This window comes from Bifidobacterium sp. M0353, assembly GCF_016100645.1.
Classification (GTDB): domain Bacteria; phylum Actinomycetota; class Actinomycetes; order Actinomycetales; family Bifidobacteriaceae; genus Bombiscardovia; species Bombiscardovia choladohabitans.
In genome coordinates this window covers 275,242-292,757 of sequence record NZ_JACFSB010000001.1, presented here as the reverse complement: position 1 = coordinate 292,757, position 17,516 = coordinate 275,242, and the positions used below count along the sequence as shown (strand labels likewise).

The following is a 17,516-nucleotide window of genomic DNA, read 5'->3' as shown; positions in this document are numbered from 1 at the left end:
GTCCTTAGACTGAAAGCATGAGAATCGTCATACAGCGGGTCAGCCATGCCCGGGTCGATGTGGTCGACGAACAGGGGCAGCCGGATCCTAATTTCAAACCCCAAAGCATCGGCACAGGACTCTTGCTCCTGGTGGCCGTCCAGGACGGCGACGGGTCTGACCAGGTGGACTATGCCGTCCGCAAGCTGACCCGGATGCGCATCTTCGCCGACGAGGAGGGCCGGATGAACCGGTCAATCCTGGACTGCGGCGGCTCCATCCTCTCCATCTCCCAGTTCACACTATATGCTGATCTGCGTCGCGGCAACCGTCCCAGCTTCATGGCGGCCGGAGAGCCCCAACATGCCCAGAGCATCTGGCAGGACCTGAACCGGGCCCTGGCCGCGACCGGTGTCCCTGTCGCCGAAGGTCGCTTCGGTGCCCACATGCGAGTGGATCTGGTCAACGACGGCCCTGTGACCATCCTGCTGGACACCGACAGGCTGATGAAGCCGGCAGCTTCTACAGCGGCTATTTGACGATGGGCCGCAGAGGCGCCGACACATCCAGCTGATGTTTGTCGCCGATCTTTGAGGGATCGTTGATGATCTTGTCGACTACGGCCTGCTTGAGCTTCAGGTCGGAGCCGTCGCCCCAGATGATGACATGCCTGCCCTGATCCAGCTCGGTGGTGATGGAATCCTGGGTCTCCGCAGTCACCTTGGTCACCGAATGACGCATGGCCTCGGGCATGCTCGACAGAATCCGCAGGGTCTGCCTGACCGCCTGATCCTGCTGGGCCCGCTTGACGGTGGCCACCTGGATGACCGGCACCCCGTCCACCGGCTTGGACACAGTGTTGAGCGCCCTCCCCTGCCTGTCGACGGCCGTCAGCTTGCCCTGTGCATCCTTGAAGACCGCCGTGGGCTCCTGGGCATCGAAGGTCACCTCCAGACCGTGCGGAAAACTCTTGCGGACCTTGGCATCGGTCACCCCGGCCATGCCGCTGATCTCCTGCTCGACACCATTGGTGGAAATCAGCAGCAGCGAGCGATCCCCCTGATGGGCCACGATTGAGGCCACACGATCGTCGGACACCCAGGCATTGCCGCCGCTGACATTGACCTGGTCGGTCTGCAGGCGGAAGACCGGCGAGAGGAAGAGCAGCCATGCCAGTCCTGCAATCAGAGCCATGACCAGGATGACGACACCTGTCCGAATCAGGACCAGTCTGCGGCTGACCCTCTTCTTCTCACGCACACGGGCCTGAAAGTCCAGCACCTTGGGACGAACGAAGATCCCCAGCCCCTGCTCCTCCTGATCGGTGCCTATCCTGCCTGAGACGGGCCGGTCCGGCGGTATGGTCCGGGCATCGACGAATCCGCCGGCCGCACCTGTAGAGTGTGAGGCCACAGACTTGGAAGCTGAGGCGTTGTTCCTTTTTACCAGGGAGCGGGAAGATGAGGAGGCGGATCTGGCGCTTCGAGTCCGTGATCCGCCTGGATTCCTGGTACGACCCGGACGACCCCTGAGACGCTTCGACCCTTTGAGATGCTCGGACCGCTTCAGACGCCTGCCCTCGCTGCCGGTTTTCCCAGTCTTGGACCGGCGGCCTGCCAGTGCCGCATCATCGGGAACAGTCGACCTGGCCGATCTGGCGGTTCTGCTGGTCCTCTGTTGCTCTGCCGAAGACTTGGTGCGCCCAGACCGGGCCTCCCGTGCGGCCTTGGCAGCCCGGACGGCCCTGGTCCTGGACGAAGCCCCGCTGGAGACGCGGCGACCCTTGCCGGTCTTCACTGCTCGTCCCGTTCAGCCAGCCTGTCAAGAATGACCGGCCCCATGTCGGTGACATCGCCTGCGCCGACGGTCAGGATCACATCCCCCGGCTCCGCCCGCTCGGCCAGGTCCAGAGCCGCCTGATGCATGTCCGGGCAGGCCCGGAAGATGGCTCCAGCCGGCCTATTCCCGGAATCCTGAGACTCCTGGTCCTCTGCCTTGCTGGCCGCTGCGGGGATGGTCCCGGCATCCACACCCGGAAAATCGCTGGCCAGCTCACGCGCAGGGAAGATGTCGGTGACGGTCACATCGTCCGCCAGGGACAAAGCCTGCGCAAAACGGTCGGCAAAGATGGCGGTGCGCGAATACAGGTGTGGCTGGAAGAGCACCCTGATGGTCCGACCCGGATAACGCCGTCTGGCGGCGGTCAGCAGGGCGGCGATCTCCGTGGGATGATGGGCGTAATCGTCCACCACGGTGACCCCATGCCGGAAGCCACGGATCTCGAAGCGACGAGAGGCCCCACGGAAGTCTGCGGCGGAAGCGGCGGCCGTATCAGGATCCATCCCCAGCAGGATGGCGGCGATGATGGCTGCGGCGGCATTGCGGGCGTTGTGAATACCGGGAATCGCCAGATCCACCTGCAATTCGAGCGGCTTGCCGACCTCCAAGCCTGCCGCCTGGAGCACCTGTGCGGGGAGAGTCAGACGGCAATGCTCACGACCGCTGCCGCTGCTTTCGGACTCGGACCCGATGCGGACCAGGCCCAGAATCCCAGGCAGGGATTCAGCACTCAGCTGGGGATCTGATGCATAGACGATGATCTTGGCCTGGCAGTCCCCGTGCAGCCGCTGCAGCACCTCCAGGGCACCCTGGTCATCCCCGCAGACCACCAGGAATCGTCGGGCATGCCGGGCATGTTCCACGAAGGCCTGGTGGAAGGCGTCGGCCGTGCCATAGTGGTCCAGATGGTCGGGCTCCACATTGGTGATGATGGCGATGTCGGGAGTGTACTTGCCAAAGCTGCCGTCGGACTCGTCCGCCTCGGCCACCAGGACCCGTCCGGCTCCAACATGCCCGCCGTCCATGGGCCCCTGGCCGCTCTGGAGGCTGCCCCCGATGGCGTAGCTGGGATCGGCCAGATCCCCTTGGCCGCCCTTGGCCAACAGGTGGGCCAAGAGAGCGCTCGTAGTGGTCTTGCCATGGGCGCCGGCCACGGTGACCGAAATCCTGGATGCCATGAGCAGGGCCAGAATGTCGCTGCGATGAACCAGCCGAGCGCCTGCATCACGAGCTGCCAGAATCTCGGGATTGTCAGGCTTGATGGCACTGGACCAGACCACCGTGCGCGCCCCGGCTACATTGCGGGCGTCCTGGCCGATGGCGACCCGGATCCCCAGCTGACGCAGACGACGGGTCTTGTCCCCCTCGGCACGGTCGGATCCGGAGACCTGCACCCCCTCCTGGTGGAGCATCTCGGCCAGCACGCTCATCCCGGCCCCACCGATGCCGATGAAGTGCGTGGGCCCCAGATCCTTGGGGTCGCGCACTCCGGCCTGGGCCAGGGCAGGCAGACAGGGGTCCAGGACCGGCAGGGACCGTTCACCACCGTCCTGTCGACCGGGCACTGTATTCAATTCATGCTTGGGCACAGTAGTTGCATCTCCTCCAACAGTTCAGGACCATTTAGGACGGTCGCCAATCGCCTGCCTCCATTATGCCCGATTAGGCCCTCCCGGAGTCCTTGCGGGCAAGGTGTTGGTCGGCCATGGTCAGGATCTGCTCGGCCATCACCTGGGCGGCATCGCGAATCCCGTACCCCCAGGCCCGGCGACGCATGTCAGCCAGCCTACCCCTGTCAGCCATAAGGGCAGGGACGTGGTCGTCCACCCATTCGGCATCCAGGGCCGCGTCGTCCACCATGATCCCTCCCCCGGCACGGACGACCGGCTGGGCGTTGAACCGCTGCTCACCGTTGCCGATGGGCAGGGGCACGTAGACGGCGGGCACACCCAGGGCGGCCAGCTCGCTGACAGAGCCGGCACCAGCCCTGCAGACCACCAGATCAGCGCAGGCAAAGGCCAGATCGATCCGTTCCAGATATTCGGCCATGTGGTAGTCCCCCTGGCCCCGATGAGCCGGGTCCAGATCGTTGATTGCCGCATCGCCCAGGTCAGCCGCCACCTGCTCCTTGACCTGGTCGGCCTTGCCACGGCCCGTCAGATGGATGACCTGGGTTCGATCCAGCAGCTGCTTTGCCGCGCCAGCCACCGCCTTGTTCAGGCTGAGCGCACCCAAGGATCCTCCGGTGACCAGCAGGATGGGCCTGTCGGGATCCAGACCCAAGGACTGTGCAGACTCCCGACGGGCTCGTGCGGGGTCGGCCTCCATCTGCCTGGCCAGTCGGGCGATGGCCGGACGCAGGGGCAGACCCACACGGTGCACGGGCACTCCGGCCCGGGCCCGGATGCCGGTATCCTCATAGGCCGTACCCACGAAATCGGCCCAGCGGGCACCCAGCTTGTTGGCCATGCCCGCCCGGGCGTTCTGCTCATGGACGACGATGGGCAGACCCAGGTTTCGTGCGGCCCTGTAGGCCGGCGCCGAGGCATAGCCGCCAAAGCCGACCACCAGGTCGGCCGACCGATCCTGCAAATACCCTCGTACCCGTTGCACCTCACGCCGCCAACGCCGGGGGAAGTCCAGGGCGGCCTTGCCGGGACGACGAGGGAAGGGAACCTTCTCAATCAGGTCCAGGGGAAGTCCGGCGGCCGGGACCAGGTCGTGCTCCAACCCGACGGCAGTGCCGATCACGCTGACAGCCGCCTGGGGGCAGCGCTCCCGAATGGCCGCAGCCACACTGAGCAGGGGGTTGACATGCCCTGCCGTCCCCCCGCCGGCCAACACCAGATGGGGACCAGCGCCTTTCCCGGCATGCCCCTGGTCATCCCCAGACATCCCTTTCTCGGTCCTCGTCGCTGTCGTCATCCGCTAATCCGCTTCCTTTCCGCCTTGTCCATTCCGCATCTCAGGACCTGTCCGTGGCTGCCATCACGTCCGGTTGGGTCCGAATCATCTTCAGAGCCACCCCGGCCGAAGCCAGGCAGGAGATCAGGGCGGTCCCTCCAGCCGATACAAAGGGCAGGGGCAGCCCGATGACCGGCAGCAGCCCCAGAACCACGCAGATGTTGACCAGGGCTTGGCCCACCAGCCACACATCCAGGCAGATCAGCACCATGCCCGCATACCGTTCCTTGGTGGTCAGGGCGATTCTCAGCATGCACCAGCCCATGACCACAAAGACCAGAATAAGCATGGCTGCCCCTACAAAGCCCAGCTCCTCGCCGATGACAGCGAAGATGAAGTCATTGTGCGCCTCGGGCAGGTAGTTCCACTTCTCCCTGGAGTTGCCCAGCCCGACCCCGGTCAGACCCCCCGAGGCCATGGCGTAGAGCCCGTGGATGGACTGATAGCAGACCCCCTGAATGTCATCCGCCGAGCACTTGCCATAGGCGGCCATGATCCGCTGGGTCCGGTTGCTGTTGCCGTAGACCGAAAAGCCGATGACCGCAGCCATGCCCAGGACTGCCAGGCTGAGCAGCCAGCGCAGGGGGAAGCCCGAGACCAGGAAGGCCACGAAGCCGATGATGACGATGATCATGGCCGTTCCCAGGTCCTTGCCCAGCATGATCAGCAGGAAACTGACGAGAAAACCGGTGGCCGGCTTGGCAAAGGCCTTGGCCAGGCTCTTCAGGTCGGAATCCTTGCCGACCTGCCGCTGGGCTTCGATCAGGGCCTGGGGCAACCACAGACACAGGGCCAGCTTGAGCAGCTCGGCCGGCTGCATGGAGACACCCCCCACCGAGATCCACCCCTCATTGCCGTTGGCAGAACGCCCCAGCGGCGTACGGGTCAGCAACTGGATGCCCTGGCTGGCGATCAGGAACCAAGTGCTCCAGTTCCGGTAGTGGTCGACACTGATTCTCACGGCCAGCAGGGCCAGCAGCAGCCCAAACACTGCATATATGCTCTGACGAATGACCTGGCTCCAGGGTGAGCTGCCCTGGGCCACCAGATCCACAGCCGAGGAGGAGAAGACCATCATCAGGCCGAAGACCGTGGTGGCGACGACCGTAGCCAGAAAGCCGTAGTAGCACCAGAGCGGATTGAGGATGGCCCGCCATCCCCGGTAGTCCCCCTTGCCGCCAGACCCCCGGGAGGAAGCCGTGTGCGGATCAGTGTCGCGCTTCATGCTCGTGGACCCATTGTGTTGCCTGCTGGGCAAACTGGTCACCCCGGTCGGCATAAGAGGCGAACTGATCCATGGAGGCGCAGGCAGGTGCCAACAGAACCACCTGCCCGGGGCGTGCATAGGAACCGGCCGCACGAACGGCCCGGGCCATGACCTGGTCGCCTGCATCGGGGTCGATCAGGGCAACCGGAAGATCGGGCGCCTGGTCCTTGATGGCCTGGAGCATGGGCTGCTGATCCTGGCCGATGATTACGGCTGCGGCCAACTTGGATCTGCGGGACCGGATCAGATCGTCGAAGCGGGCGCCCTTGGCCAGTCCGCCGGCCAACCAGACCACCTGGCCGTCGTGGTAGCTGGCCAGGGAGGCCTCGGCGGCGTGGGCGTTGGTGGCCTTGGAATCGTCTACAAATCGGACGGCCTGCGAACCCTGGCCCAGGGTGGCCACGGTGCTGATCCTGTGGTCGCCGGGCGTGAAAGCGCGCATGGCCTCGATGGCCGCGTCGACCCTGGCCCCGGCGCCCAGTGCCAGAGCCAGAGCGCAGAGGGCATCAGCCAGCAGATGGGGATAGACCGTGCCATCGGGCTCGCACAGGTCCGTCAGATCCGCCACCCGAACCAACCTGACACCCTCATCAAGGTCCTGACCGGTCAATCCGCTGCGGTCCACGACCCAACCGTCCTCCACGCCCAGCTGTCCGGACTCGGGCCGCTCCAGGGTGAAGCCCACCCGTCGGCAGCCTGGGGCTGGCTGTGCCTGTCTGGCCAGATCGGAGACCCGGGAGTCATCGGCGTTGTAGACCAGGGCCTTGCGCACGCCCCGGTAGATGCGCGCCTTGTCGGCCGCATAGGCCTCGAAGCCCCCGTGCCAGTCCAGGTGGTCGTCGGCCAGATTGGTGATGGCCGCGCACTCCAGGGCCGGCGAGAAGGTGAAGTGCAACTGGAAGGAGCTCAGCTCCACGCAGAGCATGTCATTGTCGGGGTCCAGGACGGCTGTGGAGACGGCCTTGCCGATGTTGCCCACCGCAGGGGCCGTAAACCCGCTGGCCTGCATCATGGAGGCGACCATCCTGGTGGTCGAGGTCTTGCCGTTGGTTCCGGTGATCCCTATCCAGGGGGCTGGGCGGCCGGTCCCGACTGAGGGCACCCGCAGCATCCAAGCCATCTCCACCTCGCTGACCACGGGAATGCCCCGACGCTGCGCCTCAAGGATAAATGGAGTGCGCGGATTGAAGACAGGCGAAGCCATGACCAAGTCCACCTGGCTCCAATCCACCTGGCCGAAGTCATGAAGATCGGCCTTTGGGGCGCGCTGGTCCACAGTGGTCACCCCGGCCGCTCGTCCTCGCAGGGCTGCGGCCACACTCCGTCCGGAAATGCCCAGCCCGGCGACCAGTACACGCTTCTGGCTCAAGTCCATATCCATGAACACCTCATTCCGCTAGCTCCGGCATCTGCTTGGCATGATACCGGCTGCCGAAGTCCGGTACCGTGAATGGACGCACTCAGATGGGCAGCCCGGAGCGGACCACCCAGTCCGCATAGAAGCAGACCAGGGCCAACAGGACGAAGATCAGGTCCACCATCCAGAACCGGACGACCACCTTGGACTCCTGCCAGCCCATCAGCTCGAAGTGGTGGTGGATGGGCGCCATTTTGAAGACCCGCTTGTGGGTGAGCTTGAAATAGCCCACCTGGATGACATCGGAGGCTGCCTCTCCCACGAAGAGCCCGCCCAGGATGACCGCCAGAAGCTCGGTATGGGTGGCGATGGACAGGGCCGCGAAGAGCCCGCCCAGAGCCAGGGATCCGGTGTCGCCCATGAAGATGGAGGCAGGATTGGTGTTGTACCAGAGGAACCCAAAGCAGGCCACGGCCGCACAGCAGGCGATGATGGCCAGGTCCAGGGGGTCGGAGACCGCGTAGGCATGGCCGGGATGGCCGCCGCCCTTCAAGTGGTAGCTCTCCCAGAAGGCAATGACCGTATAGCCCACGAAGGCGATCATGGAGGATCCCGAAGCCAGTCCGTCCAGGCCATCGGTCAGATTGACCGCATTGCTCCAGGCCGTCATCAGCAGATTGACCCAGATGATGAAGAGCACCACGGACAGGACGCTGCCCGCCATTCGGAAGTCGATGATGGGCTGCTCCACGAAGGATATGCCCGCCTGGGCGCTGGGGTAGCCGTTCTTGGTGGGCAGCTTCAGGGCCAGCACCGCGTATATGGTGGCCAGAATGAACTGGCCGATGAACTTGGCCCTGACCGACAGGCCCAGATTCTGCTTTTTGCGCACCTTGGCGAAGTCGTCGATGAAGCCCAGAAAGCCCATGGAGAGCATGGCGAACAGGACCAGCATGGCCGACAGGGACACGGACTCCCCCCGCGACAGGTAACGGTAGAGCGCCGAGGCCGCCCAGCCCAGCAGAATGGCCAGGTTGATGACCAGCCCGCCCATGGTCGGGGTGCCGCGCTTGACCAGGTGGGACTTGGGCCCGTCCTGACGGATGTACTGGCCGTAGTGCAGGCGGTGGACCAGCCGTATCAGCAGGGGGGTCCCCGCCAGCGTCACCACCAGGGCGACCAGGATTCCGATGATGAGGGCAATCACAGTGTGTACTCCAACTCTTGGATTCTGTCCTTGAATATTAGACCCCGCTGCGGGGATGCCGATGGACCCATGGCTCAGCCCTGCCACCGGTCGGCCAGATCGGACAGGCCGGACATGTGCGAGCCCTTGAGCAGAACCAGATTCTGCCGGTCCGAATGCCTGGCGCACAGGCGGCGGACCATCTGGTCGGCCTGGTCAGCGTCCTGGGCAAAGAGTACCCGCATGGCCCCAGGCTGATCCTCGCCCGGATCGGATGGGCCGCCGGCACCAAGGACCAGGGCCTGGACCAGACCGTCCATCTGCTGGTCCCGGCAACCCACCGCGACCAATGCATCGATGCCTTGACGACGGCAGTAGGCGCCGATCTCCTGATGCAGCCGCTCCCCTCGATCGCCCAGCTCAAGCATGACCCCCAGGACAGCTATCCGATAGACCGGGCCATCGGATCCCTTCCAGGCGGCCAGGGCGTCCAGACCGGCCCGCACGGAGTCGGGATTGGCGTTGAAGGAATCATCGATCAGGGTGAAGGAGGCTTCCGGCAGCCGGACCGAGGATAGGGCCATCCGATGCGGACTGATCCGACGCTGACGGCCCAGTTCATCGGCGATGCGCTCTGCGTCCAGACCCAGGGCATGGGCTACCGTGGCGGCGGCCAGGGCGTTCATGACGTTGTGCCGTCCCGGGATGCCCAGACGCAGCTGAACCGGCTGCTGGCCACGCAGGCACAGCTCGAAGGCCGGCCTGTCCAGGCTGTCGCTGTCCAGGTAGCGAGCCGAACCGTCCAGGTCGCTGCCCTGCCCGCCGCCTTGAACGGCCATGCCAAACCGCAGAACAGGCCCGGAGGCCAGATCAGCCATGGCGGCCACCCGGGGATCGTCGGCATTGAGCACGGCGGTCCCGCCCGGCACCAGGCCTTGCACAATCTCGCTCTTGGCCTGGGCGATACGCTCCACGGAGCCGAATTCGCCCAGGTGGGCCACTCCCACCTTGAGGACCAGGGCCATGTCCGGGGGAACCATCCGGGTCAGGCCCGCAATCTCGCCCACGTGGCTGGCACCCATCTCCGCCACCAGGTAGCGTGTGTCCGGCCCGACCTCCAAGGCGGTCAGAGGAAGGCCGATCTCGTTGTTGAAGGACCCGACCGGGGCCACCACAGGGCCCAGCAGGGCCAGCAGGGAGGCCAACAGATCCTTGGTCGTGGTCTTGCCGACTGAGCCGGTGATGCCGATGACCGTGAAGGGGCCTGTGGCCTCACGCCGGAGGTCCATGTTGGCCCTGGCCAGCAGCCCCAGGGCCGCAACCGTATCGTCCACAAGAATCTGAGGCAGGTCAGCGTCCGGAACCAGGTGGTCGACCAGGGCCGCCCGGCAACCCTTGGCCCCCAGGCCGGGAACATAGTCATGACCGTCCACGTGCTCGCCTTTGATGGCTACGAAGAGTCCATCGACCCCCGCCTGCCGGGAGTCGGTCACCACCCGCATGCGCACGGACCGCCGGTCGGGTTCGCGACCAGGACCGGCCTCGACCAGCCGACCGTGCACATATTCGACGACCTCTTCCAGGGTCATGGGCATGGACCCGGCCCCTACAGACTGACTCATCCTCACCTCTCAGGACATTTCGCGGGAGACGCGCAGGGCGCTCCTGATGTTGTTGCGTTTGACGCCGGCGGCCATGGTCATGGCGATGCACAGGGACAGGTCGTCGCTTTCCGCATCCGCAGGCAGGGACTGGCGGGCCAGCCCGTCCGATTCCTCGTTGCGCCGGGCCACAATGGTGTGTCCACCCAGGTTGAATCCGTATCGGCGGGCCCTGGAGATCAGCCGCACGTGCCGCATATCGCGGGTGGAGCCCTCCTGGGCGCCCAGGGCCACCACATCCAGGTCCACCGCCTGCAGGGCATCCCTGGCCAGGGTCTGCTCCTCCACGGAGATGACCACGGCGGCCGCCCCGTCCTCCAGGGCGATGGACAGATTGCGCTGCACATCGAACATGCTCAGGGGGTATTCCAGGTCCAGCCGCCGGTCCAGCGAGTATGAGCCCTTGGCGCTGAGAATGCCGACGGGATTGCCCAGCACGTGCAGGAAGTCGGCCAAGAGATCCACCTGGTCCTGCACCTGGGAACCGACAAGGGCGAAGACAGCCAGTGCTCCCGAAGGATCACCGGCGGCATTGGCCAGCAGCTGGCCCATCTGCCAGGGGTGCATGGTGCCGAAGAGCAGAGGTATGCGGGCTCGTCCCACCTCTTGACGGGCCGCAGTCGGCAGCAGGGCTGCGTAAGCCCCCCGACGCTCGGCCTCCTCGATCATGCCCTGGTCCACCTGCTGGTCTGCAGGCACGTAAAGACTGCCGGGCCGCACCGAGGGCAGGTCGTCCACCAGTGAGGTCACCGTCACTGGTTCAGCGAAGTCGGGGACCAGGGTAAGCCCGTAGCGCCCCTTGAGCTGACCCAGGGTCAACCGTCGGGAGATTGATTCACTCAGCGCACTCATGCTGCAATCTCTCCTTCGTCCGGGAACGCCATGATGCCTGCCGGTATCACCATGTTACCGGGATAGCATCGGTTCTGGGCTGGGACGTGGGGACCTGGTATTTCTGCATAAGGAATTCACCGATCTGGGCGAAGATGGGACCAGCGGTGACGCCGCCGAAAACCCCGGCACTGCTATGGGGATTCTTCAGCACCACGGTGATCACAAAGCGGGGATCGTCAGCGGGCAGTATGCCCACCCAGTCGCTGACGATGCCGCTCAATCTGCCGGAGCTGTCAGCCACCTCGGCGGTGCCGGTCTTGGCAGCTATCCTGTAGCCTTCCACCTTGACCGTCTTGTCGTATTTCTCTGACACTGACTCCATCGCGTCCATGACCTCGGCGGCCACCTTCTCGTCCACGACCCTGACCTGATTGGCCTTGACGGCGCCCTGACCGCGGATGATGGTCTGGTCGGAACGGACCCCCTTGTTGGCCAGGGTGGCGATGGCATTGGTCAGCTGGACGGCGTTGGTGGCATAGCCCTGGCCGAACAGGACCGTGTTGCGGGTGCGTCGATCCCAGGTCTGAGGCGTGGTCAGCAGTCCCTTGGACTCCCCCGGCAGACCCAGGGCCGAGACATGGCCGATGCCGAAGCGGGTCAGATAGTCGTAGCGCTTCTGGTCCGGGTAGTTCTGACCGGCCATGACCATGCCCACGTTGGAGGAATTCTGCAGAATGCCGGCCAGCGTCCAATGCTCGTCCCCATGGTTGAAGGAATCCTTGTACTGCTGGTTGTCGAGGGTGATGTGGTCGGGCACGGTAAAGCGGTCGGTCATGGAGTGCGCCCGCTCCTGGAGCATGCCTGCGGCCGAGATGGTCTTGCCGACCGAACCGGGCTCGAAGGTCTCCGCCACAGCCCTGGAGGAGTTGACCTTGGCCTGGTCGCTGCCCGCCTGGTAGTCGTCGGTGTCGGCCAGGGCCAGGATCTCGTTGGTGTGGGTGTCCTGAACCACCGCCAGGGCCCAGTCCGCATGGTAGTTCTGGCAGCCTGACTTGAGGGCCTGGCGGACGTACCAGAGCACGTCCTGATCGATGGTCAGTCTCACGTCCTTGCCATTGACCGGATTGCGCTGACGGGTCATGGTTCCGGGAATCTCCTGGCCCAGCATCCCCTGCTGATAGACCGTATAGCCGTCAGTGCCGGTCAGCCGCCGATTCTCCATCTGCTCGATCCCGGCCACGCCCTTGCCGCTGTCGTCGATGCCCCCGATCAGGGCTCCCATCAGATCCGCGTGCGGATAGGTGCGTTCACTGCTCAGTTCGGCCGTGATGATCCCCTGCAGTCCCAGCTTGTCGATGGAACGCTTGACCTCGGGGGTCACCCGCTTGGCCAGGACCACATACCGTCCGGGGACGCTGAGCTTGCCTCCCAGCTCCATGGCGTTCATCCCCAGGGCAGGCGCCAGAAGGCGGGCCACGCCGGCAGCACCGTCAGCGCCCACCGGATGGCCTTTGATGCTGTGGCAGTCACTGCCCGTGCGCTTGGTGCAGTTGATGGGTATGAAGGAAGCGGCCGCCTCGGGGTCGCCGATGATGTTGTATCGCTCCAGGCTCTGGGCCAGCACCCGGCCATTGACATCCAGGATGCGGCCACGCTGGGCCTTGATGGTATGCGGCACGGTGCGACCCGCCGCAGCTGCCTGGGCCATGGACCTTCCGTCGAAGAGCTGGATGTAGGCCAATTTGCCCAGGGCCAGCGCGGCCACGAGGATCAGGATCAGGCCCACGGACAGGGAACGTTTGCAGAAAGACAGGTGCCAGGAGCGCTTGGTTCCCTTGCCGCTCATGGATGCCCCGCTTTGCCCTGGGCATCCTGAGGGGGCCTGTAGCCCTGCAGATCGATGGAGTTCAGACCCTGCTGGGGCTGCATGCCCAACTGCTGGGCCTTGTCCGGCAGGGAGGCCTGGAGCTGGTCGAGTTTGTTCTGGTCATCCTGGACGTCCTGGTTGAGATTGCTGATCTCACGCTGGATTCGGGTGGCTTCGAAGGAATCCTGGACCATCTGGGTACGCAACATCAGGGAGCCGAACATACAGGCGGCCAGAAAAACCACGGAGGTCATGATCCTCAGCAGAGGATTGCCACAGGTCCGCGTCCAGCTGATCAGGCGCCGGGCCCCCTCAGCCACCGGGCCTCGTTCTGGCTGGCGGGCCTTGCCCGGCTTGCCTGTGCCCTTGATCAGACTGAGCTCAGGCCTGGTGGGCATTTCCTGGATGCGGGGATGGCCCTTGTCTGCAGAGGCCTTGGAACGGACTGAACGTGCTGGCATGGTCATGACCGGCGCCTCGATTCCGAACCGTGGCCGACGCGGCGACGGCGACCATCTGAACCCTCACCACGGGCCTCGGCCTGAAGCCGACGACGACGCTCCTCAGGGATGGTTCCGCTCATCTCCACAGCCCGCAGGCGGACCGAGGCGGACCGGGGGTTGCGTTCCCGCTCGGCCGGGTCTGCCTTGATGGCCCCGTGAGTCAGATCCGACAGATAGGGACGTGCCTGATCGGGCACCACCGGCATGCCCGCAGGAAGGTCGACATGCAACCCAGGCGCCATGAAGCGCTTGACCATGCGGTCCTCCAGGGAATGGTAGGACTCCACAATCAGACGACCCCCCTGGGCCAGCCGCAGGATGGCCTGGGGCAGGGTTCGCCTCAAACGATCCAACTCCCCGTTGACCTCGATGCGCAGGGCTTGAAAGACCCTCTTGGCCGGATTGCCCGGAGGACGGTGGCCGCGCGGCACAGCCCTGTCGACCAGGCGGTCCAGCTGGGCCGAGGTAGTCAGAGGCTGCTCCTGCCTGGCCTCCACGATGGCCCGGGCGATGCGTCCTGCATAGCGTTCCTCCCCATACCGGGAGAAGATCTCGGCCAAGTGCTCCTGGTCATACTCGGCCAGGACCTGTGCGGCCGTCAGCTCCTGGCTGGTGTCCATGCGCATGTCCAGCGGAGCATCCTGCCGGTAGGTGAATCCCCTGTCGCGCTGGTCGATCTGCAGGGAGGACAGCCCCAGATCCATGAAGACCAGGTCCACCTGGCCCACTCCCAGTGCATCCAGCTGCCGGTCCAGCTGGTCAAAGGGGGCGTGCACCGGCGTGAAGCGGTCGGCCAGACCCTCGTCACGCATACGGCCAGTTGCCAGATCCAGGGCTTCAAGATCCCTGTCGATGCCGATAAGACAGGCCTCAGGGCAAGCCTTGAGGAAGGCGGTGGCATGCCCTGCCAGACCCAGCGTGCAATCCACAGCCACGGCCCCCGGGTGCTCCAGGGCGGGCCGGGCCAGCGCAAGGCAACGCTCCAGCAGGACGGGACGGTGGACCATGCCTCTGTCCACGGCCTCCTGATCGGGTGGATTGCGATTTTCCATGAACGCCTCCATCAGCAATCCACCGCCGGAAGAACATCGTCGGCAATGTCGGCGTAGCCCTGTTCCTTGCTCTCAAGGTATGCGGCCCAGGAATCCTGATCCCAGATCTCGGCACGGGTGCCCACACCGATGACCACGACGGGGCCGGTCAGCCGTGCATAGGAACGGAGCATGGGCGGAACCAGGATGCGACCCTGCTTGTCGGGGACCTGGTCGACAGCGCCAGACAGGAATACACGCAGGTAGTCCCTGGCCGACTTGTCGCCCATGGAGGTGTGTTGGATGCGCACGGCCATCCGCCGAAATTCCTCAGCGGGCAGCAGACTGACGCAACGTTCCTGGCCACGTGTCATGACCAGGCCCTGACCCAGCTGGGCGCGGAACTTGGCGGGCAGCGCCAGGCGGCCCTTGGAATCCATCTTGGGGGTGTAGGTGCCCAGAAGCATGGGCGGCAGGGAAGGCAAGGCAGCATCTGCGTCGTATGTATCGGCCATGCCCCACCTCCAATGCCAGTTCGGTAACCATGGGACGGCCCCATTGGGTAGTGTCCCCTGCGCAGTGCTCCCCACTTTACCCCACTTATCCCCATTGCTCACCACCTTGACACCACTTCAGGCCCAAACCCAACCATTCGACTCGCCAAAGTGTCCGGTCCGGCGTTTCGCCACCTGGCGAAGAGGGCGCTACCGAGGGTCTGCCGGACCGAAAAAGTAGAGGTCCAGCGGTATATTGGATCATCCGATTTTTGAACATTGGACAGAACGGACGCACATGTCGAGCTATTCCTCACAGCTGCATGAAGAGCAGACGGCGGTGGACAGGGCCTACGGCCGTCTGGACGAGCTGCGGACCCAGGCCAGGACCAGACTGGACGCGGTCCGGGCCGCCGGCTCCCACGGATCGCCCACCCAGCGCACCGAGCGGGATTCATTCGCCAACATGTACGAGGACCGGCTCACCCAGCTGCGGGCCGTGGAGGACCGTCTGGTCTTCGGCCGGCTGGATACGGCACAAGGCGGCCGACGATATATCGGGCGACTGGGCCTGCTGGACAGCAACCATGAGCCCATCCTGACCGACTGGCGTGCCGAGGCGGCACGCCCCTTCTACGAGGCCACCCCGGCGGACCACGGCGACATCGTCATGCGTCGGCACATCACCCTCAACTTCCGCCAGGTCACCGGCATCGAGGATGAGGTTCTGGATCTGTCGGCCCCCGAAGTGGACAAGGCGGCCCAGGGCGGCACCCTGGCCGGCGAGGGCGCGCTCATGGCCTCCCTGTCCAGCCGCCGCACCGGGCAGATGACCGACATCGTGGCCACCATCCAGGCCGAACAGGACCGGATCATCCGCTCCCCCATGACCCGCCCGTTGGTGGTCCAGGGAGGACCAGGCACCGGCAAGACCGCCGTGGCCCTGCACCGGGCGGCCTATCTGCTCTATACCCATAGGCGCAGACTCGAGAGTTCAGGCGTGCTGATCGTCGGGCCAAGCAACGCCTTCCTGCACTACATCGACCAGGTCCTGCCCTCCCTGGGCGAGACCGGAGTGCTCAGCCGAACCATGGGCGACCTCATCCCCGGCATCAGCACCGAACGCCAGGAGGATCCTCAGGTGGCCCGGCTCAAGGGGGACATCCGCATGGCCGAGGCCGTAGCCAACGCCGTCGCCTCCCGGGAGCGGGTGCCTGCCTCCCTGCCAACGGTCAAGGTGGATGGGGTGGCAGTCCCCATGCTTGCGGTCGACCTGGAACAGGCCCTGGTCGATGCCCGACGCAGCCACCAGCCCCACAACAAGGCCAGGAACACCTTCGTGCGCTCGGCCCTGAACGCCATGACCGCCCGCTATGCCGAAGGGGTGGACTATCAGCCCGGAGCCGAGGAACTTGCCCGGGTCACCTCCCTGCTACGGCTGAACGACCAGGTGCGGCGGACCCTCAACCTGGCCTGGCTGCCCATGAACCCCCGCTGGCTGGTCAACGACCTCTGGTCCAGGCCGGATCGTCTGCGCCGGTTCGCCCCCTGGCTGACCCCGGAACAGATCGACCTGCTGACCCGCCAGGACGGCGCCGAACTTACCGTATCCGACATCCCCATCCTGGATGAGGCCATGGAGCTGCTGGGCCCAGACCCCCGCCAGGCGGATCGTGAACAGGCCGAAAAGGCCCGACGCAATGAGGAACGTCAATTTGCCAGCGACACCCTGGCCCAGAACGGCATCGGCACAGGCATCGTGACCTCGCAGATGCTGCTGGATTCCATCAATGGCGAGGACGAGAACCAGGCAGCCACTCAGGCGGCCGCCGACCGAGAGTGGGTCTACGGGCACATCGTGGTCGACGAAGCCCAGGAACTGACGGCCATGGACTGGAGGATGCTGGTCCGGCGCTGCCCATCCCGGTCCTTCACCATCGTCGGGGACGTGGCCCAGACGGCGGCCCTTGGCGGCACCCGGTCCTGGGCCTCCACCATGGACAGGCTTTTCGGCCCGGACGGATGGGACCTGCGGCAGCTGACCATCGACTATCGCAACCCTCGTCAGGTATCCAACCTGGCTTCCTCCTTCGCCGCCTCCGAGGGTCTTGAGGTTTCCACGCTCAAGGCTGTGCGTGAGGTGGAAGGCTCGGTCAGCCACCTGCGGGCCGACGATCAGGCCAGCCTGCTGGACCAGCTGCCCGACCTTGTGGGCGAACTGGCGGAACGTCACCTGGGCAAAGACGGTACCGGACGCCTGGCCATCATCGTTCCCAGCGCCCTGGAATCCGAGGTCGGCTCACAGTTGCATATCGATAAGGCTCAGCAGCACCAGATCACGGTCACAACCACCGGCCACACCAAGGGCCTGGAGTTCGACGCCGTGGTTCTGGTTGAGCCTGGAGCCATTCAGAATGAAGCCCCCTCCAGGCTGAGCGCGGCGGCCGACCTCTATGTGGCCATGACGCGACCGACCCAGGAACTGGTCATCGCTCAGACTTCCGAGGATCAGAGACTGCTGAATCTGGGATGAT

At 65.1% G+C, this 17,516-nt stretch carries 14 protein-coding genes; 2 read left to right on the top strand and 12 right to left on the bottom strand.

Features of this window, described 5'->3' with window-relative positions; genetic code table 11:
* Window positions 1-17: 17 nt before the first annotated feature.
* Window positions 18-518, top strand: a complete 501-nt coding sequence (dtd, locus tag H3V04_RS01045) for a D-aminoacyl-tRNA deacylase (protein ID WP_198186934.1) — start codon at window positions 18-20, stop codon at window positions 516-518.
* Here the strand turns inward: dtd and H3V04_RS10480 are convergent.
* The 12 genes from H3V04_RS10480 to mraZ all read right to left on the bottom strand — a co-directional run bounded on the left by H3V04_RS10480 (window position 511) and on the right by mraZ (window position 15,003).
* The gene (locus tag H3V04_RS10480; protein WP_373564635.1) at window positions 511-1,776 is read right to left on the bottom strand and encodes a cell division protein FtsQ/DivIB; all 1,266 of its coding nucleotides are present in this window, start codon (window positions 1,774-1,776) and stop codon (window positions 511-513) included. The two genes, dtd and H3V04_RS10480, sit on opposite strands and share 8 nt — an antisense overlap.
* On the bottom strand, window positions 1,773-3,350 hold the full coding sequence (gene murC, locus H3V04_RS01035; protein WP_373564675.1) for a UDP-N-acetylmuramate--L-alanine ligase: 1,578 nt from the start codon (window positions 3,348-3,350) through the stop codon (window positions 1,773-1,775). The genes H3V04_RS10480 and murC overlap by 4 nt, the downstream gene beginning before the upstream one ends.
* 130 nt (window positions 3,351-3,480) lie before the next feature.
* A complete protein-coding gene (locus H3V04_RS01030) occupies window positions 3,481-4,713 on the bottom strand; it encodes a glycosyltransferase (RefSeq protein ID WP_198187475.1) in 1,233 nt (410 codons plus the stop codon).
* A gap of 70 nt (window positions 4,714-4,783) precedes the next feature.
* Window positions 4,784-6,007 (bottom strand): putative peptidoglycan glycosyltransferase FtsW, encoded by a 1,224-nt coding sequence (locus H3V04_RS01025; protein ID WP_198186932.1) that lies wholly within the window; start codon window positions 6,005-6,007, stop codon window positions 4,784-4,786.
* Complete coding sequence (gene murD / locus H3V04_RS01020; RefSeq protein ID WP_198186931.1) at window positions 5,991-7,430, bottom strand: UDP-N-acetylmuramoyl-L-alanine--D-glutamate ligase; 1,440 nt, start codon at window positions 7,428-7,430, stop codon at window positions 5,991-5,993. Before murD ends, H3V04_RS01025 begins: the two co-directional genes overlap by 17 nt.
* 79 nt (window positions 7,431-7,509) lie before the next feature.
* On the bottom strand, window positions 7,510-8,613 hold the full coding sequence (gene mraY, locus H3V04_RS01015; protein WP_029677929.1) for a phospho-N-acetylmuramoyl-pentapeptide-transferase: 1,104 nt from the start codon (window positions 8,611-8,613) through the stop codon (window positions 7,510-7,512).
* A 74-nt stretch (window positions 8,614-8,687) separates the two neighbouring features.
* Window positions 8,688-10,214 carry a UDP-N-acetylmuramoyl-tripeptide--D-alanyl-D-alanine ligase gene (gene murF / locus H3V04_RS01010; RefSeq protein WP_198186930.1) on the bottom strand — a complete coding sequence of 509 codons (1,527 nt, stop codon included), beginning with the start codon at window positions 10,212-10,214 and terminating at the stop codon, window positions 8,688-8,690.
* 9 nt (window positions 10,215-10,223) lie between these two features.
* Entirely contained in the window at window positions 10,224-11,105 is an 882-nt protein-coding gene (locus tag H3V04_RS01005) for a UDP-N-acetylmuramyl peptide synthase (protein ID WP_198186929.1), read from the bottom strand.
* A gap of 46 nt (window positions 11,106-11,151) precedes the next feature.
* Window positions 11,152-12,933, bottom strand: coding sequence for a penicillin-binding protein 2 (locus H3V04_RS01000; RefSeq protein ID WP_198186928.1), 1,782 nt, complete (start codon window positions 12,931-12,933; stop codon window positions 11,152-11,154).
* A complete protein-coding gene (locus tag H3V04_RS00995; RefSeq protein ID WP_232342401.1) occupies window positions 12,930-13,421 on the bottom strand; it encodes a hypothetical protein in 492 nt (163 codons plus the stop codon). The genes H3V04_RS01000 and H3V04_RS00995 overlap by 4 nt, the downstream gene beginning before the upstream one ends.
* Window positions 13,418-14,509 carry a 16S rRNA (cytosine(1402)-N(4))-methyltransferase RsmH gene (gene rsmH, locus H3V04_RS00990; RefSeq protein ID WP_373564634.1) on the bottom strand — a complete coding sequence of 364 codons (1,092 nt, stop codon included), beginning with the start codon at window positions 14,507-14,509 and terminating at the stop codon, window positions 13,418-13,420. Before rsmH ends, H3V04_RS00995 begins: the two co-directional genes overlap by 4 nt.
* Before the next feature lie 11 nt (window positions 14,510-14,520).
* Entirely contained in the window at window positions 14,521-15,003 is a 483-nt protein-coding gene (mraZ, locus tag H3V04_RS00985; protein ID WP_198186927.1) for a division/cell wall cluster transcriptional repressor MraZ, read from the bottom strand.
* 277 nt (window positions 15,004-15,280) lie between these two features.
* Between mraZ and H3V04_RS00980 the strand changes: the two genes are divergently transcribed.
* Window positions 15,281-17,515 (top strand): UvrD-helicase domain-containing protein, encoded by a 2,235-nt coding sequence (locus H3V04_RS00980; RefSeq protein ID WP_198186926.1) that lies wholly within the window; start codon window positions 15,281-15,283, stop codon window positions 17,513-17,515.
* The last annotated feature ends 1 nt before the right edge of the window (window position 17,516 follow it).

What these genes read in the sequence shown, in the direction of transcription:
- dtd (WP_198186934.1), top strand. Translation starts at nt 18, where the DNA reads ATGAGAATCGTCATACAGCGGGTCAGCCATGCCCGGGTCGATGTGGTC.
- H3V04_RS01030 (WP_198187475.1), bottom strand. Translation starts at nt 4,713, where the DNA reads ATGTCTGGGGATGACCAGGGGCATGCCGGGAAAGGCGCTGGTCCCCAT.
- H3V04_RS01025 (WP_198186932.1), bottom strand. Translation starts at nt 6,007, where the DNA reads ATGAAGCGCGACACTGATCCGCACACGGCTTCCTCCCGGGGGTCTGGC.
- murD (WP_198186931.1), bottom strand. Translation starts at nt 7,430, where the DNA reads ATGGATATGGACTTGAGCCAGAAGCGTGTACTGGTCGCCGGGCTGGGC.
- murF (WP_198186930.1), bottom strand. Translation starts at nt 10,214, where the DNA reads ATGAGTCAGTCTGTAGGGGCCGGGTCCATGCCCATGACCCTGGAAGAG.
- H3V04_RS01005 (WP_198186929.1), bottom strand. Translation starts at nt 11,105, where the DNA reads ATGAGTGCGCTGAGTGAATCAATCTCCCGACGGTTGACCCTGGGTCAG.
- H3V04_RS01000 (WP_198186928.1), bottom strand. Translation starts at nt 12,933, where the DNA reads ATGAGCGGCAAGGGAACCAAGCGCTCCTGGCACCTGTCTTTCTGCAAA.
- H3V04_RS00995 (WP_232342401.1), bottom strand. Translation starts at nt 13,421, where the DNA reads ATGACCATGCCAGCACGTTCAGTCCGTTCCAAGGCCTCTGCAGACAAG.
- rsmH (WP_373564634.1), bottom strand. Translation starts at nt 14,509, where the DNA reads ATGGAAAATCGCAATCCACCCGATCAGGAGGCCGTGGACAGAGGCATG.
- mraZ (WP_198186927.1), bottom strand. Translation starts at nt 15,003, where the DNA reads ATGGCCGATACATACGACGCAGATGCTGCCTTGCCTTCCCTGCCGCCC.
- H3V04_RS00980 (WP_198186926.1), top strand. Translation starts at nt 15,281, where the DNA reads ATGTCGAGCTATTCCTCACAGCTGCATGAAGAGCAGACGGCGGTGGAC.